This is a genomic window from Methylobacter psychrophilus, from assembly GCF_025583945.1.
Lineage (GTDB): Bacteria > Pseudomonadota > Gammaproteobacteria > Methylococcales > Methylomonadaceae > Methylobacter_C > Methylobacter_C psychrophilus.
Map to the genome: position 1 here is coordinate 47,761 of NZ_JAOEGU010000006.1, position 21,256 is coordinate 69,016.

General features: G+C 42.7%; 18 protein-coding genes. 9 read left to right on the forward strand and 9 right to left on the reverse strand.

Translation table 11 applies throughout. The annotated features are described in order from the left end of the window. Nucleotides 1–98: 98 nt before the first annotated feature. The 4 genes from N7974_RS04880 to N7974_RS04895 all read right to left on the reverse strand — a co-directional run bounded on the left by N7974_RS04880 (nucleotide 99) and on the right by N7974_RS04895 (nucleotide 7,922). Nucleotides 99–1,301, reverse strand: a complete 1,203-nt coding sequence (locus N7974_RS04880) for a PepSY-associated TM helix domain-containing protein (RefSeq protein WP_262964523.1) — start codon at nucleotides 1,299–1,301, stop codon at nucleotides 99–101. An 11-nt stretch (nucleotides 1,302–1,312) separates the two neighbouring features. Beyond that, nucleotides 1,313–3,439: a TonB-dependent receptor gene (locus tag N7974_RS04885; RefSeq protein WP_262964524.1), complete on the reverse strand. Its 2,127-nt coding sequence runs from the start codon at nucleotides 3,437–3,439 to the stop codon at nucleotides 1,313–1,315. 502 nt (nucleotides 3,440–3,941) lie between these two features. Further along, nucleotides 3,942–5,216, reverse strand: a complete 1,275-nt coding sequence (locus N7974_RS04890; protein WP_262964525.1) for an amidohydrolase family protein — start codon at nucleotides 5,214–5,216, stop codon at nucleotides 3,942–3,944. Between the two features lie 444 nt (nucleotides 5,217–5,660). Next, complete coding sequence (locus tag N7974_RS04895) at nucleotides 5,661–7,922, reverse strand: TonB-dependent receptor family protein (protein ID WP_262964526.1); 2,262 nt, start codon at nucleotides 7,920–7,922, stop codon at nucleotides 5,661–5,663. 356 nt (nucleotides 7,923–8,278) lie between these two features. Between N7974_RS04895 and N7974_RS04900 the strand changes: the two genes are divergently transcribed. Next, nucleotides 8,279–9,247, forward strand: a complete 969-nt coding sequence (locus tag N7974_RS04900) for a helix-turn-helix transcriptional regulator (RefSeq protein ID WP_262964527.1) — start codon at nucleotides 8,279–8,281, stop codon at nucleotides 9,245–9,247. A gap of 46 nt (nucleotides 9,248–9,293) precedes the next feature. On the opposite strand, the gene N7974_RS04905 is transcribed toward N7974_RS04900, so the two are convergent. From N7974_RS04905 to N7974_RS04915, 3 genes are all read right to left on the reverse strand, one after another. After that, on the reverse strand, nucleotides 9,294–9,689 hold the full coding sequence (locus tag N7974_RS04905; protein ID WP_262964528.1) for a hypothetical protein: 396 nt from the start codon (nucleotides 9,687–9,689) through the stop codon (nucleotides 9,294–9,296). Between the two features lie 9 nt (nucleotides 9,690–9,698). Next, entirely contained in the window at nucleotides 9,699–10,355 is a 657-nt protein-coding gene (locus tag N7974_RS04910; RefSeq protein WP_262964529.1) for a YecA family protein, read from the reverse strand. 123 nt (nucleotides 10,356–10,478) lie between these two features. Further along, nucleotides 10,479–11,156 carry a hypothetical protein gene (locus tag N7974_RS04915; protein ID WP_262964530.1) on the reverse strand — a complete coding sequence of 226 codons (678 nt, stop codon included), beginning with the start codon at nucleotides 11,154–11,156 and terminating at the stop codon, nucleotides 10,479–10,481. Between the two features lie 696 nt (nucleotides 11,157–11,852). Here N7974_RS04915 and N7974_RS04920 point away from each other — a divergent pair. The 3 genes from N7974_RS04920 (at nucleotide 11,853) to N7974_RS04930 (ending at nucleotide 14,953) form a co-directional block, all read left to right on the forward strand. Then, the gene (locus N7974_RS04920) at nucleotides 11,853–13,304 is read left to right on the forward strand and encodes a c-type cytochrome (RefSeq protein ID WP_262964531.1); all 1,452 of its coding nucleotides are present in this window, start codon (nucleotides 11,853–11,855) and stop codon (nucleotides 13,302–13,304) included. Next, nucleotides 13,304–14,608: a c-type cytochrome gene (locus N7974_RS04925; RefSeq protein ID WP_262964532.1), complete on the forward strand. Its 1,305-nt coding sequence runs from the start codon at nucleotides 13,304–13,306 to the stop codon at nucleotides 14,606–14,608. The genes N7974_RS04920 and N7974_RS04925 overlap by 1 nt, the downstream gene beginning before the upstream one ends. A 66-nt stretch (nucleotides 14,609–14,674) precedes the next feature. Continuing rightward, nucleotides 14,675–14,953 (forward strand): hypothetical protein, encoded by a 279-nt coding sequence (locus N7974_RS04930; RefSeq protein WP_262964533.1) that lies wholly within the window; start codon nucleotides 14,675–14,677, stop codon nucleotides 14,951–14,953. A 135-nt stretch (nucleotides 14,954–15,088) separates the two neighbouring features. On the opposite strand, the gene N7974_RS04935 is transcribed toward N7974_RS04930, so the two are convergent. Then, the gene (locus tag N7974_RS04935; RefSeq protein ID WP_262964534.1) at nucleotides 15,089–15,691 is read right to left on the reverse strand and encodes a nitroreductase family protein; all 603 of its coding nucleotides are present in this window, start codon (nucleotides 15,689–15,691) and stop codon (nucleotides 15,089–15,091) included. Nucleotides 15,692–15,722: 31 nt separating this feature from the next. After that, a complete protein-coding gene (locus tag N7974_RS04940; protein WP_262964535.1) occupies nucleotides 15,723–16,583 on the reverse strand; it encodes a pirin family protein in 861 nt (286 codons plus the stop codon). 461 nt (nucleotides 16,584–17,044) lie between these two features. Between N7974_RS04940 and mmoX the strand changes: the two genes are divergently transcribed. From mmoX to mmoD, 5 genes are all read left to right on the forward strand, one after another. Then, nucleotides 17,045–18,628, forward strand: coding sequence for an aromatic/alkene monooxygenase hydroxylase subunit alpha (gene mmoX, locus N7974_RS04945; RefSeq protein WP_262964536.1), 1,584 nt, complete (start codon nucleotides 17,045–17,047; stop codon nucleotides 18,626–18,628). A gap of 125 nt (nucleotides 18,629–18,753) precedes the next feature. Beyond that, nucleotides 18,754–19,932: an aromatic/alkene monooxygenase hydroxylase subunit beta gene (gene mmoY, locus N7974_RS04950; RefSeq protein WP_262964537.1), complete on the forward strand. Its 1,179-nt coding sequence runs from the start codon at nucleotides 18,754–18,756 to the stop codon at nucleotides 19,930–19,932. A 9-nt stretch (nucleotides 19,933–19,941) separates the two neighbouring features. Continuing rightward, nucleotides 19,942–20,367 (forward strand): methane monooxygenase regulator MmoB, encoded by a 426-nt coding sequence (gene mmoB / locus N7974_RS04955; RefSeq protein ID WP_243217032.1) that lies wholly within the window; start codon nucleotides 19,942–19,944, stop codon nucleotides 20,365–20,367. A gap of 9 nt (nucleotides 20,368–20,376) precedes the next feature. Then, the gene (gene mmoZ / locus N7974_RS04960; RefSeq protein WP_262964538.1) at nucleotides 20,377–20,877 is read left to right on the forward strand and encodes an aromatic/alkene monooxygenase hydroxylase subunit gamma; all 501 of its coding nucleotides are present in this window, start codon (nucleotides 20,377–20,379) and stop codon (nucleotides 20,875–20,877) included. A gap of 106 nt (nucleotides 20,878–20,983) precedes the next feature. Continuing rightward, nucleotides 20,984–21,253 carry a soluble methane monooxygenase-binding protein MmoD gene (mmoD, locus tag N7974_RS04965; protein WP_262964539.1) on the forward strand — a complete coding sequence of 90 codons (270 nt, stop codon included), beginning with the start codon at nucleotides 20,984–20,986 and terminating at the stop codon, nucleotides 21,251–21,253. Nucleotides 21,254–21,256: the final 3 nt, after the last annotated feature.

Sequence of the window (21,256 nt, forward strand, 5' to 3'; positions counted from 1 at the left end):
AACCGATTACTGACTATTGATGACTGCGCCAAGCTGGGACTCTACGCTCCCGGAATCAATAGGCCAGTTTTATCCCAACGGGATGTTTCCTTGTTGCTTTATATGTCCCGCTTTAAATTGGTAGCCGCTTTTTTCAACTCATGTAAATGCTGTGCACGACGCTTTTGTAGCCAGCGCATAATACCGGTAACATAGAGTATGGCAGGGATAAAACCGCTCGCAAAAATTAGCCACCGTCCGGGCATACCTGCTATTTCACCATTATGTAAAGGATGCAGCCAGCTCATAAAAGTATCGCCGGCTTGCTCAGTTACTGGATCCCGGGTTGATAGTACTGCACCACTATATTGATCTACCCATACCGTTGTTTTTGGAAAACGCGCACTGGCCTCACCTTGTTGGTACAACACAATTCGGTAAGAACCGGCCTTACTATCCGGCGTTTCTATCCAGCGTAACAGGGCATCCGGATAACGATTTGTAGCAACAGCAACCGCCTGATCCAAGGTAATTCTGGAATAGCCGGATTGATAGTTTATTTGCTTAGCCTCCATCTGATATAAAGGCGACAGATAATTGATTGCTGGTTTAAACACGGCGGGTAATTCCAAAATGATGCCGCTAAGCAATAACAGTAATAAAATTACAAAACTATAAATGCCATTGGTTTTATGTAAATCAAAAATAAATCGGGGCTTGCTTGCGCCACGCTTAATAGACAACGCCTGACGCAATTTTCCTGAGGTTGGCCACCATAAATAAATCCCGCCAAGTAACGGGATCAACAACAAAAAACCCACAATACCCATCACTATTTTGCCGGCGCTATCCAGCAATAACGCATAATGTAGATCAAACAGCCAGGTCATTACAAAATCGCCCCAAAAACGGCTACTGACGACTTCTGCATTATATGGATTAACCCAAACAATCAGGGGCGCAAAAGACAGCCCCACTTTTTCGACCGGCTTGTAATAACGCGCCATTAACATGGCTTGTTTATGACGCGGCATTTCCAATCGCCAGGCCCCACTACGTTGCGGATGCGCTTGGCGAATAGCCTGAAAGACAGCCTCATAAGACTCCGGTTCCTGCTCAGCCAGCGCAGCCGAGACTTGCAACTGTGGATTGATCATTTCATCAAGCTCCACGTAAAAAACCAGTAAGCTGCCGGTCAGTCCTGCCAGTACAAACACCAGACCCAGACTCAATCCAAAATAAAGATGAAGGCTCAACCAACGCTTACGCCATTGATTGTGACGCGATGGCAGTTTATTAGCTGGACTTGTTGCTATCGGCATATTTTTATCGGTTATAAATCGTATTTAACATTAATGGCGCCATAAAATGCACGACCATCACCGGGTGCATGAGCAGTTTGATTGGCAGTAGTGTTATACCAAACGTATTCCCAATAGGTATCTGTCAGGTTTTTTACCTGAAACTGTAAATCAACCAGCTTGTTTACCTGATAACCGATATCCAGATTTAATAAGGCATATTCACCAAACTTACCTTTTTTATTTGCCTCATCAACATAATAGCTGCTCTGTCCTGTTGTCCACAAAGACGATTTTAGCTTGGGCATTATTTGATAATCTATACCGCCGGAAAACAAATAATTTGGCGTATTGAAAATTTGGGTTCCGGCCAGTGCGGGATTACTTTTGGGTGTAGCAACAATAGCTTCCTGTAAGGAAAAAGCAGTCCACACACTAACCAACTTAATTGGTTGAATTTTAAGCTGTACATCAACCCCTTGTCGATCAGTGGCACCAACAAGCGTGGAATCATTACCCGCACTGTTAAGAACCCGACTCGACTCATTAGTCGCTGTTTGCTTCCAGTACGCTACACGTCCTTCAGCCCAATCGACAGGCTCGACTTTAACACCCACTTCCCAGCCATCATTAATTGACGGCGCAATATCAACAGGATTGGGATTGGTATTATAAGCACCGGCACCAACGGCAACCTGAAACGTCCGCCCCCAATTACCATAAAGACTGTAACCTTCTATCGGAGTAATAATCGCACCCATTTTAGGTTGCCAGATGGTGCCATAATCATTGACCTCATACGATTTATTAACCAGCTTATTAGTATAATCACCGCTAACCTTATCGGCACGGAAACCTGGCGTCAATTTTAACCATTTAAAGGGTTTAACCATCGCCGTCAAATAACCGCCATAGACATTGAAATTAAAATCCTGATTACGGGTTTGCGATGTTCTGGCACGATTCAAGTTTCTGTATCGCCAGCTTTTATTATCTTGTTGCTGAACATCAAAACCCGATTCCAGAGAGAAATCATCCAACCAGGAAATGTCAGGGTGGTAGGTCAATGAAGTAATACCGCCATACTGGACTTCATTCGTATCCCGTTCCTGCTGCGATTCAACAACGCTGTAGCGCACCCAACGCTGATCATCAAGGGTATTGGCATAACTTTTAGTCGACCAAAACAGATCATCCGTTAAATTAACATCCAGATGGCCACTCAGCTGGCCAACTTGCCGGGTGCCACTATCGTTGGCATTATGAGCCATGGACTGGGTTGGGTTGGCTTTAGCTTGTTCGAGCGTCAAATATCCGGATTCTTGTGCTTCGGCCTCACTCCATCTGGCAATCAGTCCTACTTTAAGTTTTTCACTTTCAGGCGTGTAAAACCATTTACCTGAAAAACTGTTTTTTTCTGAAGAGGCATGATCGCGATAACCATTCGTTGCCCGATATGACACGGTATAGTTTTGTGAAAAACCGCCTGTTTCGTAACCTGCGCCGGTTTGAATATCATGGGTATCAAAGCTGCCATAACTTACTCGACCTTTAAGGTAATTGCCGCCCTGAGTTGTGAATATATTGGCATTACCCGCAATGGCATGCAGGCCGTAGCGAGGATCGTTAGTGCCGCGAAGTACTTCAATTGATTCAATATCCAACGGGAATACCGCATCAATAAAAGGCATATTGCCATCATTACTGTTACTGGGAATGCCGTCGATTAACAGCTTGACGCCATTAATATTGCCTTCGCCGTTGAAGCCCCTGAAAGAAAATTTTCCGGTCGTAGTCCCTTGATTAAATTGGGTAACCTGTACACCAGGCATACGGTGAAATAAATCATAACTGGTCAGTACATTTTGGTTTTGGATTTTATCGGCATTCAAAACATCCACAGAAGTAATAATATCCGTACTTTGTAATTTTTGTGTAGATGCCGCTGTCACCACCATTTGGCCCAATTCAAAGACCGTGTTATCAGTCGGCAATTTTTTATCCGGTACTTCGGTGCTTTTTTTAACTGACAGAGCTTTAACCGACTGAGCCTTAGCTGATGAGGCTTTCTGCTCATCGGCAGACTCCGCAATCATTGGTGTGATGATAATTCCGGCCGCTAACAGGATCCCTGCGACCATTTGACGTTTAGTTTTCATTTTTTGCAATTGTCTATAATTTAGTGATAATTTATGCGCTTTTATTGCCTGCATATTCTATAAAACAGACAAGTCATAAATTATTAGCAAAGCACATGCCAGAACAGGGTCAGCGTACTATTCTTGCTGGCTGACAGCAATAAATCCTAGACAAAAGCCATGTAATCTATGAATTACATTAAATAAATGCGCCATATCCCCTATTTTTTGACAAAAATAGTGTCATATCACGTACTTGTGTCATCAACAGAGTTTGTAGGTAGCCAAAATATCGGCAAAAAAAATGCCCCGAAGGGCGTTAAATGCATTAATAATTGTTATTCAAACAACTATAGACTTTCAGAAATTAAATTTCCAACTCACATCGCTGCAAAGTCTACGGATACCATCCCTTCAAGGGATGTTATCCGTTAGCATCGAAATTATTTATCTGAGAATCTATAGAGCCATGAATTAATCAAGCAGGACATACCGGATTGATTATCCATCAAAACTTGGCTACCTAATATGACCGTAAAACGGACTGTTCGTTGACAAAATTATTGACGATAATCTTGCCACCCGACATAACCAGATCGGGATACTCCAGGGTTTTAAAACTATGAGAAAGATCACCTTTTACGGCAATCATATCGGCCGGCGCACCGCTTTGTAAGGTTCCCAGTAGTGGTATATTCAGATAGCGACCGGCTTTTTGTGTCGCTGTATGCAAAACCTCCATAGGCTGCATTTTTGCCATGTGCATCATATATATAAGCTCTTGTGCATCAATACCCCAGGGGATGTCGGGATGGGCAACTTCAGCGCCATATAAAAACTCGGCATCTAGCGCTGCCAACCGGTTGACGTTGTGAGTGATACCCGGACATTTTGATAAGGTATCTATGGTAGTGACTATTTTTACCTGTTGAGCGACGGCTTTCTTTAGTAATGGCTCGGAGATAACATCACAAGGAACGTGCGCCCATTCATCAATACCGGCATTGATGGCAAGCTCGGCACCTTTTTCTTCACCAATATGTGCGGCCACTTTACGGTGATGTTTATGCGCTTCATCGACAATCGCTTTAACTATATTTTCGGGTAATAGCGGCCATGCCATTTTTGAATCAGTCGTTTTATGTGCAGGTTGATGATGAGGATCATCATGCCCCGCAACCGGTTTATCTTCATGGCCATGCCCGTGACCTGATGCCCACGGTGCACCGACTTCACCGCCCGGTTCCAAAGCCACCTTAATCACTACCGCGCCGCCAGCAATTAACTTGTTCACGGTTGCTCGCGCCTGCTCTTCTGTAGCAACAGGAACAGCAATATTATCGGCTCCCATACCGGGAATCGGATAACCATTTACTGCAGTAATAATCGGGCCTGACGTCAAAACACGCAAACTGCCGTCACCACCATAAGGTTGGTGCAAAGGCCCGCCAACATCCCGAAGCGTGGTAATCCCATGTCGTAGAACAACGTCAGCCGGAATATGCTGAAAGGCAAGATGCGCGTGTAGCTCAATAAAACCAGGTAGCAGGGTTGCATCGCCCAAATCAATAACTTTAACAGGGCTGGACTTAAATTCTTCACGCGAATCGATTTGCGCTATTTTTCCATTAATCACTAATACCGAGGTATTGGTTCTCATGTTGGTACCATCGAAAACCCGGGCGGCATGAATAAGTACAGGAGTTTGTTCTGCCATTACCGGAAACGAGGCAATAGCCGTCAAAAATAAAAACCGTAACAGTATAATTTTTAAAACTAATTTCAAGAGTATTTTCATAAAGGAAAAACGTTATGGTGGCAAACTGATATATAGATTTTCAGATAAATAATTTCTATGCTAACGGATACCATCCCTTTAAGGGATGTTATCCGTGTAAGGTAACTCGCAATAAATACCCCCACCCTATCGTTCCCACGCCGGAGCGTCACTGCCATTAAGTTAAGAAATAAGGAATCAAAAAACATGTTTTTTGATTCCCCATCATATAGTGACTTCTGGAGTACAAACCTAGGTTTGTACTCCATGTAAAAGGTATTTCAACGCTTAACTTAATGGCAGTGACGCCGGAGCATGGGAACCAGGCTGATTCTGGGGGGGTATTTTCTGCGTACTGCCCAAACTAAATCATCATGTTATGGAAGTTTAATTTCTGAAAGTCTATAACAAAAAAACGGCATCAGTATTTTTTACTGATACCGTCAACTATTTAGCGATAAACCCTTAGTAAGTAATTTCTACGCCACCATAAAATGCCAACGGTGCGCCAGCGTTTAACATGGCGTCAGCGGATGTTGCGGTATTTAAAATATTGGTATTGGCAACATAAACAGTATCAAGCAAATTCCGGCCTTCGACAAAAACCTTATAATGACTGTTGGACCAACCGGTACGCATACCCAACAAACTGTAAGCATCAACAGCATAGGTATTGGCATAATCTCCCCAGCGCTTACCGACTACATCAAAAGTCGGCCCAATAAAGTAGCCGTTGGCATGGTTATACATCACCTCGCCTTTCAAGAAATAATCGGGGGCTGCCGGTAAAGAATTATCACCATAAGTGGCATCACCATCAAAATTGAAATGGTTGACGGTGTAGCTCAATACCGGTTTGATAGTATGCGTACCATTTCTGTCCAGGGCAAAGGAGCCTCCGATTAAACCTTCAACACCGGCGTGTATGGTATTATTAAAATTTGTTGCTATGGGTGAGCCGCCTGGAGGAGTAGTCGACAGAATTTCATTATTAAGCCAGGAATAATACAACGCTAAATCCCAATTCACACTGTTCAGATTACCGATTTTTTGCAGGCCGCGTGTGCCTATTTCAATAGAAGTTCCTTCCATTGCCTTGAGATTGGTACTACCTGAACCCGCAGTAATGTTATCCGAGATATTATAGTTGGTTGGTGGCGCAAATAAACGACTGACGTTACCATACAAACTGGAGCTCTGGGTCACGTTATACATTAAGCCTAAACTGGGATTAATACCGGCATAGTCATTACTGGGATTACCGCCTTGGGGATAAAAATTGGGCGTGGGTGCAAAAAGAAAATTAGGTTGTCCGTCTTGAGGAATAGGCAATCGTTTGTTATTAACTTCACGGTGTGCAAATACGCCTTGCAACGCCGGTGTTAACGTCCATTTATCCGTTAGATGCCAATGATCCTGAGCAAAAATTTCGATATTATCGGCTTTCTTGGTAATGTCATTAGTCATCGCACCACGCTGACCACCGTTATTGGTGTAGTTGCCGCCTTTATCCGAGTTGGTACCAAAATTCAAGCCCAGTAATAATTCATGACTGTCCAAACGTAAATTGTAACGAGCCGAAGTTCCCCAGTCTTGCTGATTGGTATCGACCAACATACTGAACATATCATTTTGGCCGCCCTTAACATTCGGCAACATTACCTTGGATACTATCGGATGATAAAGCTGTTGGTTTTCAAAAGAAAAGCCAATATCCAGAGAGCTTTTATCATCAATTGTCCAAGTTGTTTTGTTGGCGACACGCTCTGTTTCAGTATTTAATTGATAATTACCGTCAATAGCCTGAGTGCTCGCCTGATAAGGATCTGCCGCGAATTGTGCCCGGTTCAACTGCCCCGGCAACTGCTGATTGTTTTTAATATAACTGACAAAAGTTCGATTAACGACAGCGTCAGAAATTTGCCAGCCAAAATTACTATAAAGACCAAAGCGATCTTGCTTGTTATGGTCACGATAACCATCCCATTCTTTGCCTTCGACAGTCAACAAACCGTCAAAACTGTCATTAAAAACCTTACTGACCGTACCCCGTCCAAGAAACTGACCAAAACTGCCGCCACTGAGGGACAACCTCATCTCGGGACTATCATGAGCCGTAGGCGAAGTAAAATTGACGGCACCACCCAAAGTACTGGCACCATATTTAAAAGCATTGGCTCCGCGTGCAACGGTTGCAAAACTCGAAGCCAGCGGATCAATCATGCGATTATGATTATTACCATCAGCGGCAGTAACCGGCAAACCATCTTGCAAAAGCTTGATACCACTGCCCGCATAGTTATTGGAATCCAGATTTGAACCACGACTGGAAATAAATACCTCATCATTACCACTTTGACTGGGTGCCCAAACACCCGGTGCATAACGGAAAAAATCCGCAATACTGGAGACGTTACGATCACGTAACTCATCAATGTTAATCAAGGTTACCCCACCGGGTGTAAGCGCCACTTCAGCACTTGCCGCCGCCAGCTGTGGGTCGCTTTTTTCCGTCACTTCCATCGTCTTAAGTGTAATAGGTCGTGCGGCATTTTTATCAACTGCCGGCTTGGTCTTTTTACCCGTTGCCTTTGCAGTTTCAGCGGCACTTACCGGCTGCTCTGTTGCCATCACAGCAGAACTGGAATTAAATAATAAAAAGGACATCAATAGTGGACGGGTTAATTTTAAAAGTTTAACCGGTCGATTAGAGCGTAAGAGTTTCATATTAAAATCCAATATAGCAAAAAAATACACCTCAGCATTGACTGAGAATTTTTTATTCAGTCATCAAATCCATCATTGGATACGATCGAAAACAGGCGATGATAATAGCCAATAACAACCACGACTTCCTCGCCAATTCATATGCAAAAAAGAGTATTTCTTATGCTAAAAGTAGGATTGCGTTATATGCCTTAATTTTTCATGTTTAGTGTGTGATATAACGTACTTTTATTAAAATAAACCCTGCCTTATTTTAATAAAAAATTATTAACCATTTGAAAATAAACCACTAATAAACAAAGGCATACTTAATGCTTAATTATTGGAACGTTTTATAAAAAAAGAAAAACCGGGTAATGAAAAAAATACAACAGCTAACGGCCCGAAAGTGGAGTATTAATGTCAGTGACTTGCCGTTACAACTCCAAAAGACAAATAATTGTTTACACCAGTCGTTACCCAAAGAGGCTGGATACGGCCACTCCAATATATTCCAGCTTGATAAAGATTTGAGCTATATTGAAACAATCTATACGCCCGCTAAAGACTTGGCTATTTTAAGCCGCGTAGATTTTCAGGAGCCACGAATGATCGTCACCGTTGGCTTAAAGGGACGCTCCGGTTTTTCCGGAAGCCAAGGCAACAAGATTATTTTTAACGAAGGCTTTACCTCTATTACCACAGTTAATTCAAGCATCGGTGAACGACAGTACGAAGCCGATAAACCGATAACCCAACTGCGTTTTTCCATCGGAAAAAAATGGTTGGATAGATACTTTGGCGAAAATAAATTTACGCATTTATTTAATAAAGGCAACATTCAACAAGTCAGCTATCATCCTGTATCTCATCAAGGAATGTGTGCGGCACAACAGTTATTAACGTGTAACGTATCAAGAGAAATCAGATCGATATTTATGCATGGTCAGGCCATGTCGCTACTGGCTGCGGAATTAACGCCGCTATGCCAAGCACAACCTGAAGATGGTGGGATAATTAATGAAAAAGACCACAGAATGGCAAAGTTGGCACGCGATATTCTGTTTGATGAATTTAAAAATCCACCCTCTGTAGAAATGTTATCCATCCGCGTAGGAACTAATCAATTTAAATTAAAAAAGCTGTTTCACCATTTTTTTAAGAATACGCCTTATGGTTTGTTACTGGAATTCAGGATGAATAAAGCCTATCAGTTACTCGAATCTACCGGCTGCCAGGTTGGTGTTGCCGCAGATTTTGTTGGCTACAACCATGCCAGTAATTTTAGTAATGCCTTTATAAAACACTTCGGTATTTCACCCAAAACTATTTCAAAAAAAAATTGAGTATTACCGAACTTTCCGGCTTGGATAAGTCTTTACTCGATTAGTGCTAATAAAAACCTTTTTGGCGCATTTCTGCTTCAAAAAGTTGGCTGAATTTAGCTTCAGGATGACAACGAATGGCTTCTTCAAATAGCTCGATGTCTGCACCTTCAACATCGGCAGCAAATAAAAGCATCAAGCCCCCATCAGCAGAATGGATAATCATATCCTGTAGCTTTTTAATATTACCACCTCGAGCCGCCTTAATTAAGGCAAACTCATAAGCGATACGTGGTATTTGTGCAGCGACGATCACTAATTCAAGGCGCTCCAGATCTGCCTCCAGTAAATCATGCGCAAACCGATATGCCAATTCTGCATCAGCCAAAGAAATTACCTGCTCTTGAAGCTTAACATCAAAGCCTTGCGTCTTGATTAATCTTAACAACTCGACTGCATTCATTACTTGGCGCTACGTTTTAGCCATAACTTTTGGCTCTTTTTGTCTTGCCAGCAATCGTATGGACATCTGGGCGGCAAATAATCGAATACATTCATAAGCTTCTGGTAAAGCTTGCAGTAAAGACGCCATAATTAATTCATCTGTCGGCTCTTTGCCCGCTAATTGCAACTGTGCTTTTAACTGATCGAGGTTTTTAAGAACGGATACATTGCCCTCAACCAAAGCAAAAATAATATCGACACTATTTGCAACGACATCAGAAGCTTGTTGTGTTTCGTTGGCGATAATCCCGCTTTTCCAAAAAGCCAGTCGTAAATACAAGCCTTGCAAGAATCCCGAACTCCAATGCCACAATTGATCAAATCCGTTATCATCAAGCGCACTAAAATCATAAGGGAAGGTTAACTCATTTTTTAATAACGCTTTATTGCTGGCTTTAACCACTGCGGTAACGGCTTTTTTTAAGTCTTTTGATTGCTTACCGTTAAGCTGAGGGCGTTCGCCAAAAAACAACTCGGCCATCCAGTCAGCAGGATCAATAATGGCTGGCGTGATTGCCAAGGCATAAAAAAAACCACTAAGTCCGTCAGGTGTTAGATGTTCATTTTCTGGGACGCACTTATCCAGTTCGATAGCCAGTTTATGAAGTAATTTTTTATCTATCATAGTGTTAATTGTTTAGTAGTCAGATTGGGACAATAATTGTCGAATCAATAATGTCAGGCTGCTTAAATATAAGCCGTACTTATACTCCACACCTGTACAAGTTGGAGTCGTTGATAATCAACGTTATGCCATTACCAATAATGACGAAATAATATCAAAATAGGCTTCCAGCAAAGCAGATAACGTATTGTTATATAAAGCCTGCAAGGTAACTGAAGGTTGTGTCATTAATAAACGAAATAACTCTGCCAGGACATAATAACTGCTAATTAAAATCGCTTCCGCGTCTTGAGTAAGCGTAGTCAAATAACCGGTTACCGGAGCGAGTGCCGATGCCATCAATTGTTCGGGATTATCCAAAAGTAGCTGCCAATAATGCTCAGACTGCACACTAATCGCTGCCAAATAACGAGTCACTGGCTCAATAGTCGCCAAGGCCACTTGATCAGGATTATCCCAAAAAGCCTGTAAATACTGGCTGGTTGCATCCTTTCCGGCATTCACCTTGACCTGCCAGTCCTGATAAACAGGCAACACCGATGTCTGAACCTGAGCATATAAAGCATTGCCGGCATAAGCGGTTTGTTGATACCAGACAGTCAGGGTTTCAACAGGATGGTCGTAAAGCTGCTTTCCAGCAATGGCTACCTTGCCGTGAAAATCAATCAATACGTTATGAATATCCTGATATAAGGCATTAAGTTTAAAACCAACCTGACCATACAATTTTATTGTCGGAGAAATCAGCTTGTTTTCCAGGTCAAGCTGGCGAATAGTAAAAAAATCAGGTTGGTTAAACATAAGGCATGTTCCTAAAGTTAAGAAATTCTGTATACAAAACGCTAAGTAATAAGTTTTGATTCTAGCTTGACTGACAAAAAATTGACATGCGACCAGTTGCCGCGCGACAAAGTGTCGCAATAAAATAAAAACGGGCATAAATCAGTATGCAAAAAAAATGCGACCAATTTACATTGGTCGCACAAAAACCCCGAAACCCTTTAGGAGGTTGCACATATCAAGAGTTGCAATGATTCTAGTCGATTAGTTTTATTTAAAAAACTAGGCATATTGTCGCGCGTCAACCTGTCGCAGTCAGTCTTTAGCTCAATAGGCGCTAAAAAAACCATAGGCCTATTATCTTAATTGATCATGTCTTACCTGTACTGATCAAGAACGACAAACAACCTGCCAAAGCATTGCTTTATCTTGCCATCTACGACAAAACCCGGGAAAAAAGCTTGGGAAACTGTCTGAATTATGACTAGTGTCTATTTATTGAACGTCTATTAATGACTAATTACTCGATTTAATCGCTAAAAAAACAGCCTCGCCAGACCACCACATCAATAAAATCAAGACATGTAAAAATATTATTGATTTTTTAGGTGATGGCATATTTGTTGCAATGTTAGCGAGAGTCGTCAATATTTCGTTAAATAACGAAATATTGATCGAAGACAATAAACCGATAGCTTACTTAACCAAAGAGGATTTATGGATTTTCCCATTTTTCATATCGATTTTATCGGTAATCGCATGCTGATCGCAGTCGATGCGATCTTACATGTCATCATCAATCATGCGCTTGCTGTTGGGGCTTTACCGATAATTGTCTTGCTGGAGCTTATTGGCATTCGCAGTAAAGACCTACGCTGGGACAATCTGGCCTATCGACTGTTAAAAATAATATTTATTATTACCACAACAGTCGGTGCGTTAACGGGTGTAGGTATCTGGTTTTCTGCATCCTTAATAAATCCGGCAGCCATTGGCAGCTTAATTCGGGTGTTTTTCTGGGGTTGGTTTACCGAATGGATCGTGTTTGTGACTGAAGTCAGCCTAATCATGGCCTATTTTTTAAGCTGGCAATCAGCCAGTAAGTCACCTGAAGCTAAACTAAAGCACTTACGTTTAGGCATTTTTCTGGCCGCTTTCTCATGGATTACCATGGCTATTATCGTCGCCATTCTTGGTTTTATGATGGATCCCGGTAACTGGATGACTAAACGCACACTGCTTTCCGGCTTATTCAACCCCATGTATTTTCCGCAGTTAGGACTCAGAACCACACTGGCTATGGTGATGGGTAGTATGACCATGATCTGTTTGACGTATTTATTTACCCGGCATGATCTTGCTTTTCGCGCCATGGTATTACGTACCATATCAACCTGGTCAAGTGCCTGGTTAGCGGGACTGATAATCGCCTCAATCTGGTACTATCAAGTAATACCTCAGCACATGTTGGCAAATATACCCGTCGCCTTCGCCACGCAGGAATATGCCAGCTGGAATGGCCGATTAAAGCTGATATTAATCGTCGGTTTACTTTATGTGAGCCGGGTTTTATGGTTATCAGTAAAGCACCCCGGTCAAGTACATGGTGCAAAATATCTGGTCTCGGTACTGCTATTGTTTGCCATGCTGGGACAATTTGAACGGGTACGGGAGTTTATCCGCAAACCCTTTATTATCGGTCAGTACATGTATGCCAACGGTATCCGTGTAGAAGATTATCCCTTGTTGCAACGTGACGGCATTCTACAACACGCCACCTATGCAAGTATCCGCGAAATCACTGCTGACAATCAGGTCAGTGCTGGTCGCGAAGTGTTTGAACAAGCCTGCACACGCTGCCATACCGTCAATGGCGTTAACAGCATACGCGGTCAACTAAAAAACATGTATGGCGAAAAACCATGGCAATCAGAGGCTATTGCGGCCTACGTTGAAAATATGCACGGTGCACGATATTTTATGCCTCCGTTTCCAGGCAATAAAGCTGAACTTGACGCTCTTTCCGTTTACCTTTCCTCACTACAAAAACGGGCAGCCGCCTTTAATGGTGCGCAAACTAACGGCATCCCCAAACCTGACAAAATTTCAGCCTCAACCTTTTACGGCACTTTACCCAATCTGGCTAATACCCACGGAGACCTTCAATAATGACACCCCCTATCCCTCGCGATATTCCATTACCTCTACCAGCTCCGGAAGGATTTCTGGAAATATTGCTCATTGTGTCATTTCTGATACATATCCTGTTTGTCCATTTAATGGTTGGAGGCTCCTTGTTCAGCCTCGTCTGTCAAATAAGAGGGCTGAAATCGCCCGATTATGAAAAGCTTGCTTACCGCATCATGCAAACGGTCACTGTCAATAAAAGCCTGGCTGTTGTCATGGGCGTAGCGCCACTGTTGGTTATCAACACACTCTATGCTCCACAATTTTATGCGTCCAGTGCATTAATTGGTGACATGTGGATGGCTGTTATTCCCTTGGTAACGGTGGCTTTTTTATTGGCTTATGCGCACAAATTCTGGTGGAATCACTTTATTAATATTCCGGAATTGCATATAGGCATTGCCGCCTTAGAGACCGGATTATTTTTATTTATTCCGCTAATTTTCATGACTAATGTTAATTTAATGCTGTTTCCGGAATATTGGCCGCAAGTCAAAGGCTTCTTTTCTGCCATGTTGCTACCCAATGTTTTACAGCGTTATCTGCATTTTATTTCAGCCACCATACTATTTAGCTCTTTATTTTTTGTCTGGTGGAGTGGCCGTAAATCATTTCAAAACGAAGTCGGGTTTAGCAGGCTACGGGTTATTAGCGTACGCAGATTTTTTTATGCGTTTGCATTTGGGGCCACCGTTTTTCAGATATTAACCGGATTGGTAGTATTCGCGTCATTGCCTCCGCAAGGTATGAGCTGGGGCTTTACTTTATTACTCATGCTGGGTGGCTTGTTGGTTTTACCGGCCATGTGGTGGATGTGGCAAAATTTGACTCATCCCGGCCATCTCCTGGATGATCGCTTAAAAGAAATCACTGCCTGCTTTGTCTGTGCAGCCATCATCATGGGTATAGCACGCCATGATTATCGGGAAAATGCCTTGGCTGATCATAAATCGGCAATTGCCGAAAAAACAGCAAACTATCAGGCAGCCGTTAAAGACGCCAGGGAGCAAGCACAATTGACTGCAAAAACTCAGGAAAGCCAAACATTGGTTCCCGGTGAAAGTGCATTTAACCTAAATTGCGCAGCTTGTCACCATCCAACATTGACCACGGTTGGCCCGGCATTACAGGAAATTAAAGAAATCTACGCCAATAATCCTGCCGGCATTACCGCCTGGACTAAAGCGCCCGGTAAAAAGCGTCCAGACACTATGAAAATGCCTGGATTTTCTCAGTTAAGTGATGATGAGTTAACGGCAATAAGTCAATACCTGCTCAGTCATTAAGAAATCATTAAGGCGAAGAGCATAAGTTATAGTTCTCTTCGCCGCATTACCCCATTGAGAAACACTATGAGCACACTAAAACTTTTACAAAAGCAACATAATCATCCGGCAATAAAATTTGCCGGCCTTCACTATTCACAATCGGATAATCAAGTAGCTGACGTTCATCTCACTCAATATTTTCAGATTCATTTTCAACATATTCATGAAAACATCCGTGACTCACAAAATGAAGTAAAACAACTTCAACAACAGGTTGTCGACCTGAACATAAAACTGGATAAGCTTTCTGCATTACTCGCTTATCTGGCTCCGCAACAAAATAGCAACCAGGCAGGACATTAAAACGACTACCCCCCTATTTTCAAATATCGCGGGCATGGCCCGCTCCTACTCTGGTATTGTGCTTAATTTACTTAATGGCAGTGTCTCGTTACGATTTGTATTCTCGGAAGCCTCCCAGCCAAAGCCATCAATCAATTATTCAATGCCCTTGCCCCATTGTCCGGCATAAAATCGTTCATTTAGTGCAATACGCGAACGGGCAGCCAACTCGGCTTCCTTAAAAGTATCGTCAAGGACATCAACATCAGCTTGATAACCAACAGCCAGCATCGCCATGGGCTTGCAATCACCGGGAAGATTAAAAACCTCACGGGATTTTTCCGCATCAAAACCACCCATTTGATGCACAACCAATCCTAAAGCCGTGGCCTGCAAGCATAAACTAACACTGGCGGCACCAGTGTCATACATGGCCCAACGATTCGGCTGGCCGTTATGATTAAAGTTTTCCATGGCAACAGCCAGTATCAAAACCGGGGCATTTTTAGCCCATAGCCGGTTTTTTTCAACCACCACTGCCAGCGCATTTTTCCAACCACTTTCATCAGTGGCTTTATCACACACCACAAAACGCCAGGGCTGATCATTAGAAGACGATGGTGCCCAACGTGCCGCTTCCAACAATGCCAGTAAATCATCATGGCCTACCAGCTTGCCTGGGTCAAAAGCTCTCGGACTCCAACGTTTTTCAATAAGATTGTGGATTTCTACAGAGGTTGTTGCCGGTTTATTTTGCATAGTGGTCTCCTTGGTTTGATTAGATAAATATTTATAACGTCAACACGCCGTCATGGTAATCACAAAACGCCTGTTCAATTTCTTCAATAGTATTCATTACAAACGGACCTGATTGCACCACCGGCTCTTTTAACGGCAGCGCAGCCAGTACCAAAAATCGCGCTGATTGATCACGAGTTATCAGTTGTATGGTATCACCATTAATTAACTGTCCCAGTTGCCCGGCATTTAAAATCCGGCTCGATTGGTCGACAGCCACCTCGCCTTTATAAACATAGACTAAAACCGTATGTTGCGAAAAAACCGGTATATCAAGCTGTTGCGATGGACTTAAATAAATATCAAAATACAACGGCTGGGTTGTCACGCCGGTTACCGGACCCGCTATTCTTTGATTTTCGGCAACATATTCACCGGCAATAATTTTAAGATAACCACCGTCTCCCAGATTAACCCGAGGGATTTTTACAGCGGCAAACTCCTGATAATGGGGAGGCTGCATTTTCTCTTTGGCAGGCAGGTTAATCCATAACTGAAAGCCGTGTAACCGACCATTTTCCTGTTCCGGCATTTCAGAATGAATAATGCCATGTGCAGCTGTCATCCATTGCACATCGCCAGCACGCAAATGACCTTCATTACCCAAATGATCGCGATGCAACATGGCCCCTTCCAACATATAAGTGACCGTTTCAAAACCGCGATGCGGATGATCAGGAAAACCGCCCACATAGTCCATCGCCTCATCGGAACCAAACTCATCCAACAAGATAAAGGGATCAAAAGCATTTTTTTGCTGCTGACTGACTATACGTTTCAGTTTGACACTGGCACCGTCAGTAGTGTTTTGTCCGGTAATAACTACCGCGAGTTGTCGTGCTTGCTTGGTCATCTGTAGTCTCCAAACTAATTGTGTCAATCAGTGTCACGTAAATTGCCGTTGTTTTCATTATGCCATGATGTATAAATCAATGGCGTTATCTATACCATTAAAAATTGGCTTACCAAAAAAAAAATAGTACCTTGCCTTCGTTAAAATACAGCTCTTTAATACCAGCTGTTTAAACCCGATACTGTTCAATATCGACAAAATGCTTATAAATTAAACGTCCGGTAACTGGACAGTGTTCAATTACTGAACAGTTTTTAGACTGTTAATAATCTCGCAATTTATTCCCAACCAGCTGATTTATATTGTTATATTTATGTAATTAATATTTGGCACAGCACTTGCTTATAGTATTTCAGGTCATTCGTTCAGCCTTGGCAACCCGCATTAAGACGTGTCATGTTTCCTTAAAACGCACAGCAACGATGACCTTATTTAATTTAATTATAAACAGGAGTAGTCACATGGCTATAAGTACAGCAACAAAAGCAGCAACCGATGCCTTGGCCGTTAATCGCGCGCCAGTCAGCGTAGGAGCACAAGAAGTACATAAATGGATGCAAAGCTTTACTTGGGATTTTGATAAAAATCGGACTAAATATTCGACCAAATACAAAATGGCCAATGATACCAAAGAGCAATTCAAGCTAATCGCCAAAGAATATGCACGTATGGAATCGGTTAAAGACGAACGTCAATTTGGTAGTTTACAAGACGTTTTGACACGTGTTGATGCTGCCAACCGTGTACATCCCAAATGGAATGAGTCCATGAAAGTTATTTCCAACTTTCTGGAAGTAGGTGAGTACAACGCGATTGCCGCAACCGGTATGCTGTGGGATTCTGCCTCTGCACCTGAACAAAAAAATGGTTATTTGGGCCAGGTGATGGATGAAATCCGTCATACCAACCAATGTGCCTATATTAACTACTACTTTGCCAAGCAAGGTCAAGATGCTGCCGGTCATAATGATGCCCGTCGTACGCGTGCTATCGGTCCCTTGTGGAAAGGTATGAAACGCGTATTCGCAGATGGCTTTATTTCCGGTGATGCGGTTGAGTGTTCGATTAACTTGCAGTTGGTCGGTGAAGCTTGCTTTACCAATCCATTAATCGTTGCGGTGACCGAATGGGCATCAGCAAACGGCGATGAAATGACTCCAACGGTTTTCCTGTCAATTGAAACCGATGAATTACGTCATATGGCAAACGGTTATCAAACGATTGTATCAATTGCTAATGACGAAGCGGCTTCAAAATATTTGAACACCGATTTGAACAATGCCTTCTGGACTCAACAAAAATACTTCACACCGGTGCTGGGTATGATGTTTGAGTACGGTAGTCATTTTAAAGTCGAGCCTTGGGTAAAAACCTGGAATCGTTGGGTATATGAAGATTGGGGCGGTATCTGGATTGGTCGTTTAGGCAAATACGGCGTTGAATCACCCGCCAGCTTACGCGATGCAAAAAAAGATGCTTACTGGGCACATCATGATTTATTTTTACTTGCTTACGCGATGTGGCCAACCGGCTTTTTCCGTGTGTCTCTGCCGACTGCCGAAGAAGCGGAATGGTACGAAGCCAACTACCCTGGCTGGTATGAAATGTACGGCAAGGTTTATGAAGAATGGCGTGCACGTGGTTGTGAAGATCCAAACAGCGGCTTTCTGCCACTGCAATGGTTTGCTGAAAACAATCATCCAATCTATATCGACCGCGTCTCACAAGTCCCTTTTTGCCCAAGCTATTGCAAAGGTGCCAGTACCCTTCGCGTTCTTGAATCAAATGGTAAAAAACACTCGTTCAGTGATCCATGGGGCGAACGTATGTGGCTGTCTGAGCCGGAACGTTATGAGTGCCAAAATATCTATGAACAATATGAAGGTCGTGAGTTATCAGAAGTGGTTGCCGAAGGCCATGGCGTACGTAGTGACGGCTTTACTTTAATTAGTCAGCCACACACCAATAAAGACGGCAAGCTATGGACGTTAGATGATATCAAAAAGATCGGCTGCGTATTTACTGATCCTTTGAAAGCATTGTAAGCATTATTTTATTGGGTGTTGTTAACGTTGACATGGGCTTTTAAGGTTGTGGACTTACTATCCGAAAACAACACGCCATGGCGGGTCAACAACACTACCTATCATTATTGTAAAGGAATTAAATTATGTCAATTGAAGTATCCGGCGGCAAACGCGGCCTGACAGATCCTGTTATTGCCGCACAAATTTTAGCCGCAATCCCTGACAAGCCGTTAGAAACACAACGTAAAATGAATTACTTTGTTACGCCGCGCGGTCGTAGGCTAAACGAGTATGAAGTTTTATGTTGTTACACACAACCGACACCCGACTGGATTGCCGGTGGTTTGGATTGGGGTGACTGGACGCAAAAATTCCACGGTGGCCGCCCTTCATGGAGTAACGAATCTACTGAAATGCGTACGACTGACTGGCACAAGCATCGTGACCCGGCTTTTCGCTGGCATTACCTGTATGTAAAAGATAAAGCTGAAGAATGGCGCTATACCGACCGCTTTCTAAAAGCTTATTCTGCCGATGGTCATGTTCGTTCAATTGATCCGGTATGGCGCGATGAAGTGCTGGGTGATTATTTGGGCGCTTTTGGCTTTAGTGAGTATGGTTTATTCAATTCGCATTCATCGGTAACCCGTGATTGCCTGGGTGATACCATCCGCATGAGTACCGCCATGATCGGCCTGGATAAAGTTGATAATGCACAAATGATTCAGGCAGAAAGAACTTTTCTGGCCAAAATTGTACCCGGATTTAACGAGTCTACTGATATCCCCAAAGCAGAATGGACTAAAGGCCAAATCTACAAGGGTGCCAGAGAAACTGTTGAAGATATTTGGCAAGCAACTTATGACTGGAACGAGATTTTGTTCTCGGGTCACATGATTTACGATCCGTTGTTCGGTCAGTTTGTACGTAGAGAATTCTTTTTAAGATTATCGGCTTATTATGGCGATAACTTGACACCGTTTTTTATCAATCAAATGCAGTTATATCATTCACAAACCAAAGGCATTACTACTGACATGTTTCATACGTGTCTCAGTGCTGATACTGAGTTTGGCGAATACAACGATCGTTTGATGCGCGCCTGGAGCGATAAATGGTTGCCTAGAACGGTCAACGCGCTGAAAGATTTTATGGGTATTTTTGCGAAAATCCCTGAAATTAAAGGTGTCACCAGCAAAGATGCAATTCAAGCGGCATTAGAGCGGGTTTTTGAAGATTGGGAAAGGGACTATGCTGCGCCAATTGGCTACAAAGTCGATACAGCCGCACACATTAAAACCATATTAACCGGTCTTAAATAAGGAATTATTATGTCTACCAATGCCAATTCGTACGGCGCAGGTATCATGGCAAAAACAGGCAAAGCCTTTGCTGATGAATACTTCGCTGAAGAAAATCAAGTTTGTAAAGAAACCAACGATGTCGTTTTGGTTCTGAAAAAATCAGATGAAATGAACACCGTCGTGCAAGAAATTTTGTTGGGTGATCATAAAGATGACAACCCCACACTGGTCGTAGAAGATCGTGCCGGTTACTGGTGGCTGAAAGCGACCGGTAAAATTGAAGTCGATTGTCGTGAAGTCTCTGAATTGTTGGGAAAACACTTTAGCGTTTATGACTTCTTGGTGGATGTTTCTTCAACTATTGGTCGCGCTTATACGTTGGATGAGACCTTTACCATCACATCAGAACTGATGGGTCTTGATGTCAAACTGAAAGATCTTGAAACCGTATAGGAGATAATAATGGCTAACATTCATGACAACCCAACGCGTGATGCCTGGGTAAAACAAATCGCTGGATTGAACACCCTGTCAAAAGGCCATGCGTTTTTAATCGCTTTTCGTGCCAAACACATTCATCCTTTTAAAACTGATTTTTCACTGGAATTGGATGGCCTGTGGATTGAAAGCAAAATTGAAGAAAAAGTCGCTTTATTAAAGCATGCAGAACTCAATGATGTAGAGTTTTTTAATAATACCATCATTGGTGAAAATGCCCAGAAAGTGGCTGACGGTGTAGTCGCTACAATGAATGCTTGTACCGATATGTACGAAGCTGAAAAAATCCATATCAATTTTAGACAGGCTAACAAGCCACCTGTCATGCCGGTTAATGTCTTCATGGACACTGATCGTCTGTTAGGTACCAAGTTGATGGAACTTAGAAACGTTGATTACTATGCCTTGTCTTTAGAAGACTTGCGTAAAGTCCGTGGCGTGAAAGTCATCGCTTTACAATCGTAACTTGACTGATAATTGGAACTCGGCCCGAGTTCCAATTAGGGTGTCGATGTAGCGCCTGATTGCGCTGCATCGGCATTTTTAAAATCTATAAACAATACGGTAAGCCATGTTAGAAGCACCAGACATTTCATCTACTTTACAAGATCAAGAAACGGATAATCCTCACGCTGGTCTCACTGTACTTTATGACTGCCATCCCTACACTGCCTATGCAGAAGACCTGGAATTTATGTGGCGGTGGACTATCTATCGTGACCACGCACTGGTTCAGGAAGGGTGTTCGTTAACATTGGATGCATCAAAACATTCAATAAAACATGTCATGACTTTTTTAAACATGAAAAGTCCGAACCCCAAGACAGAAGAGGCACTGTAGCTT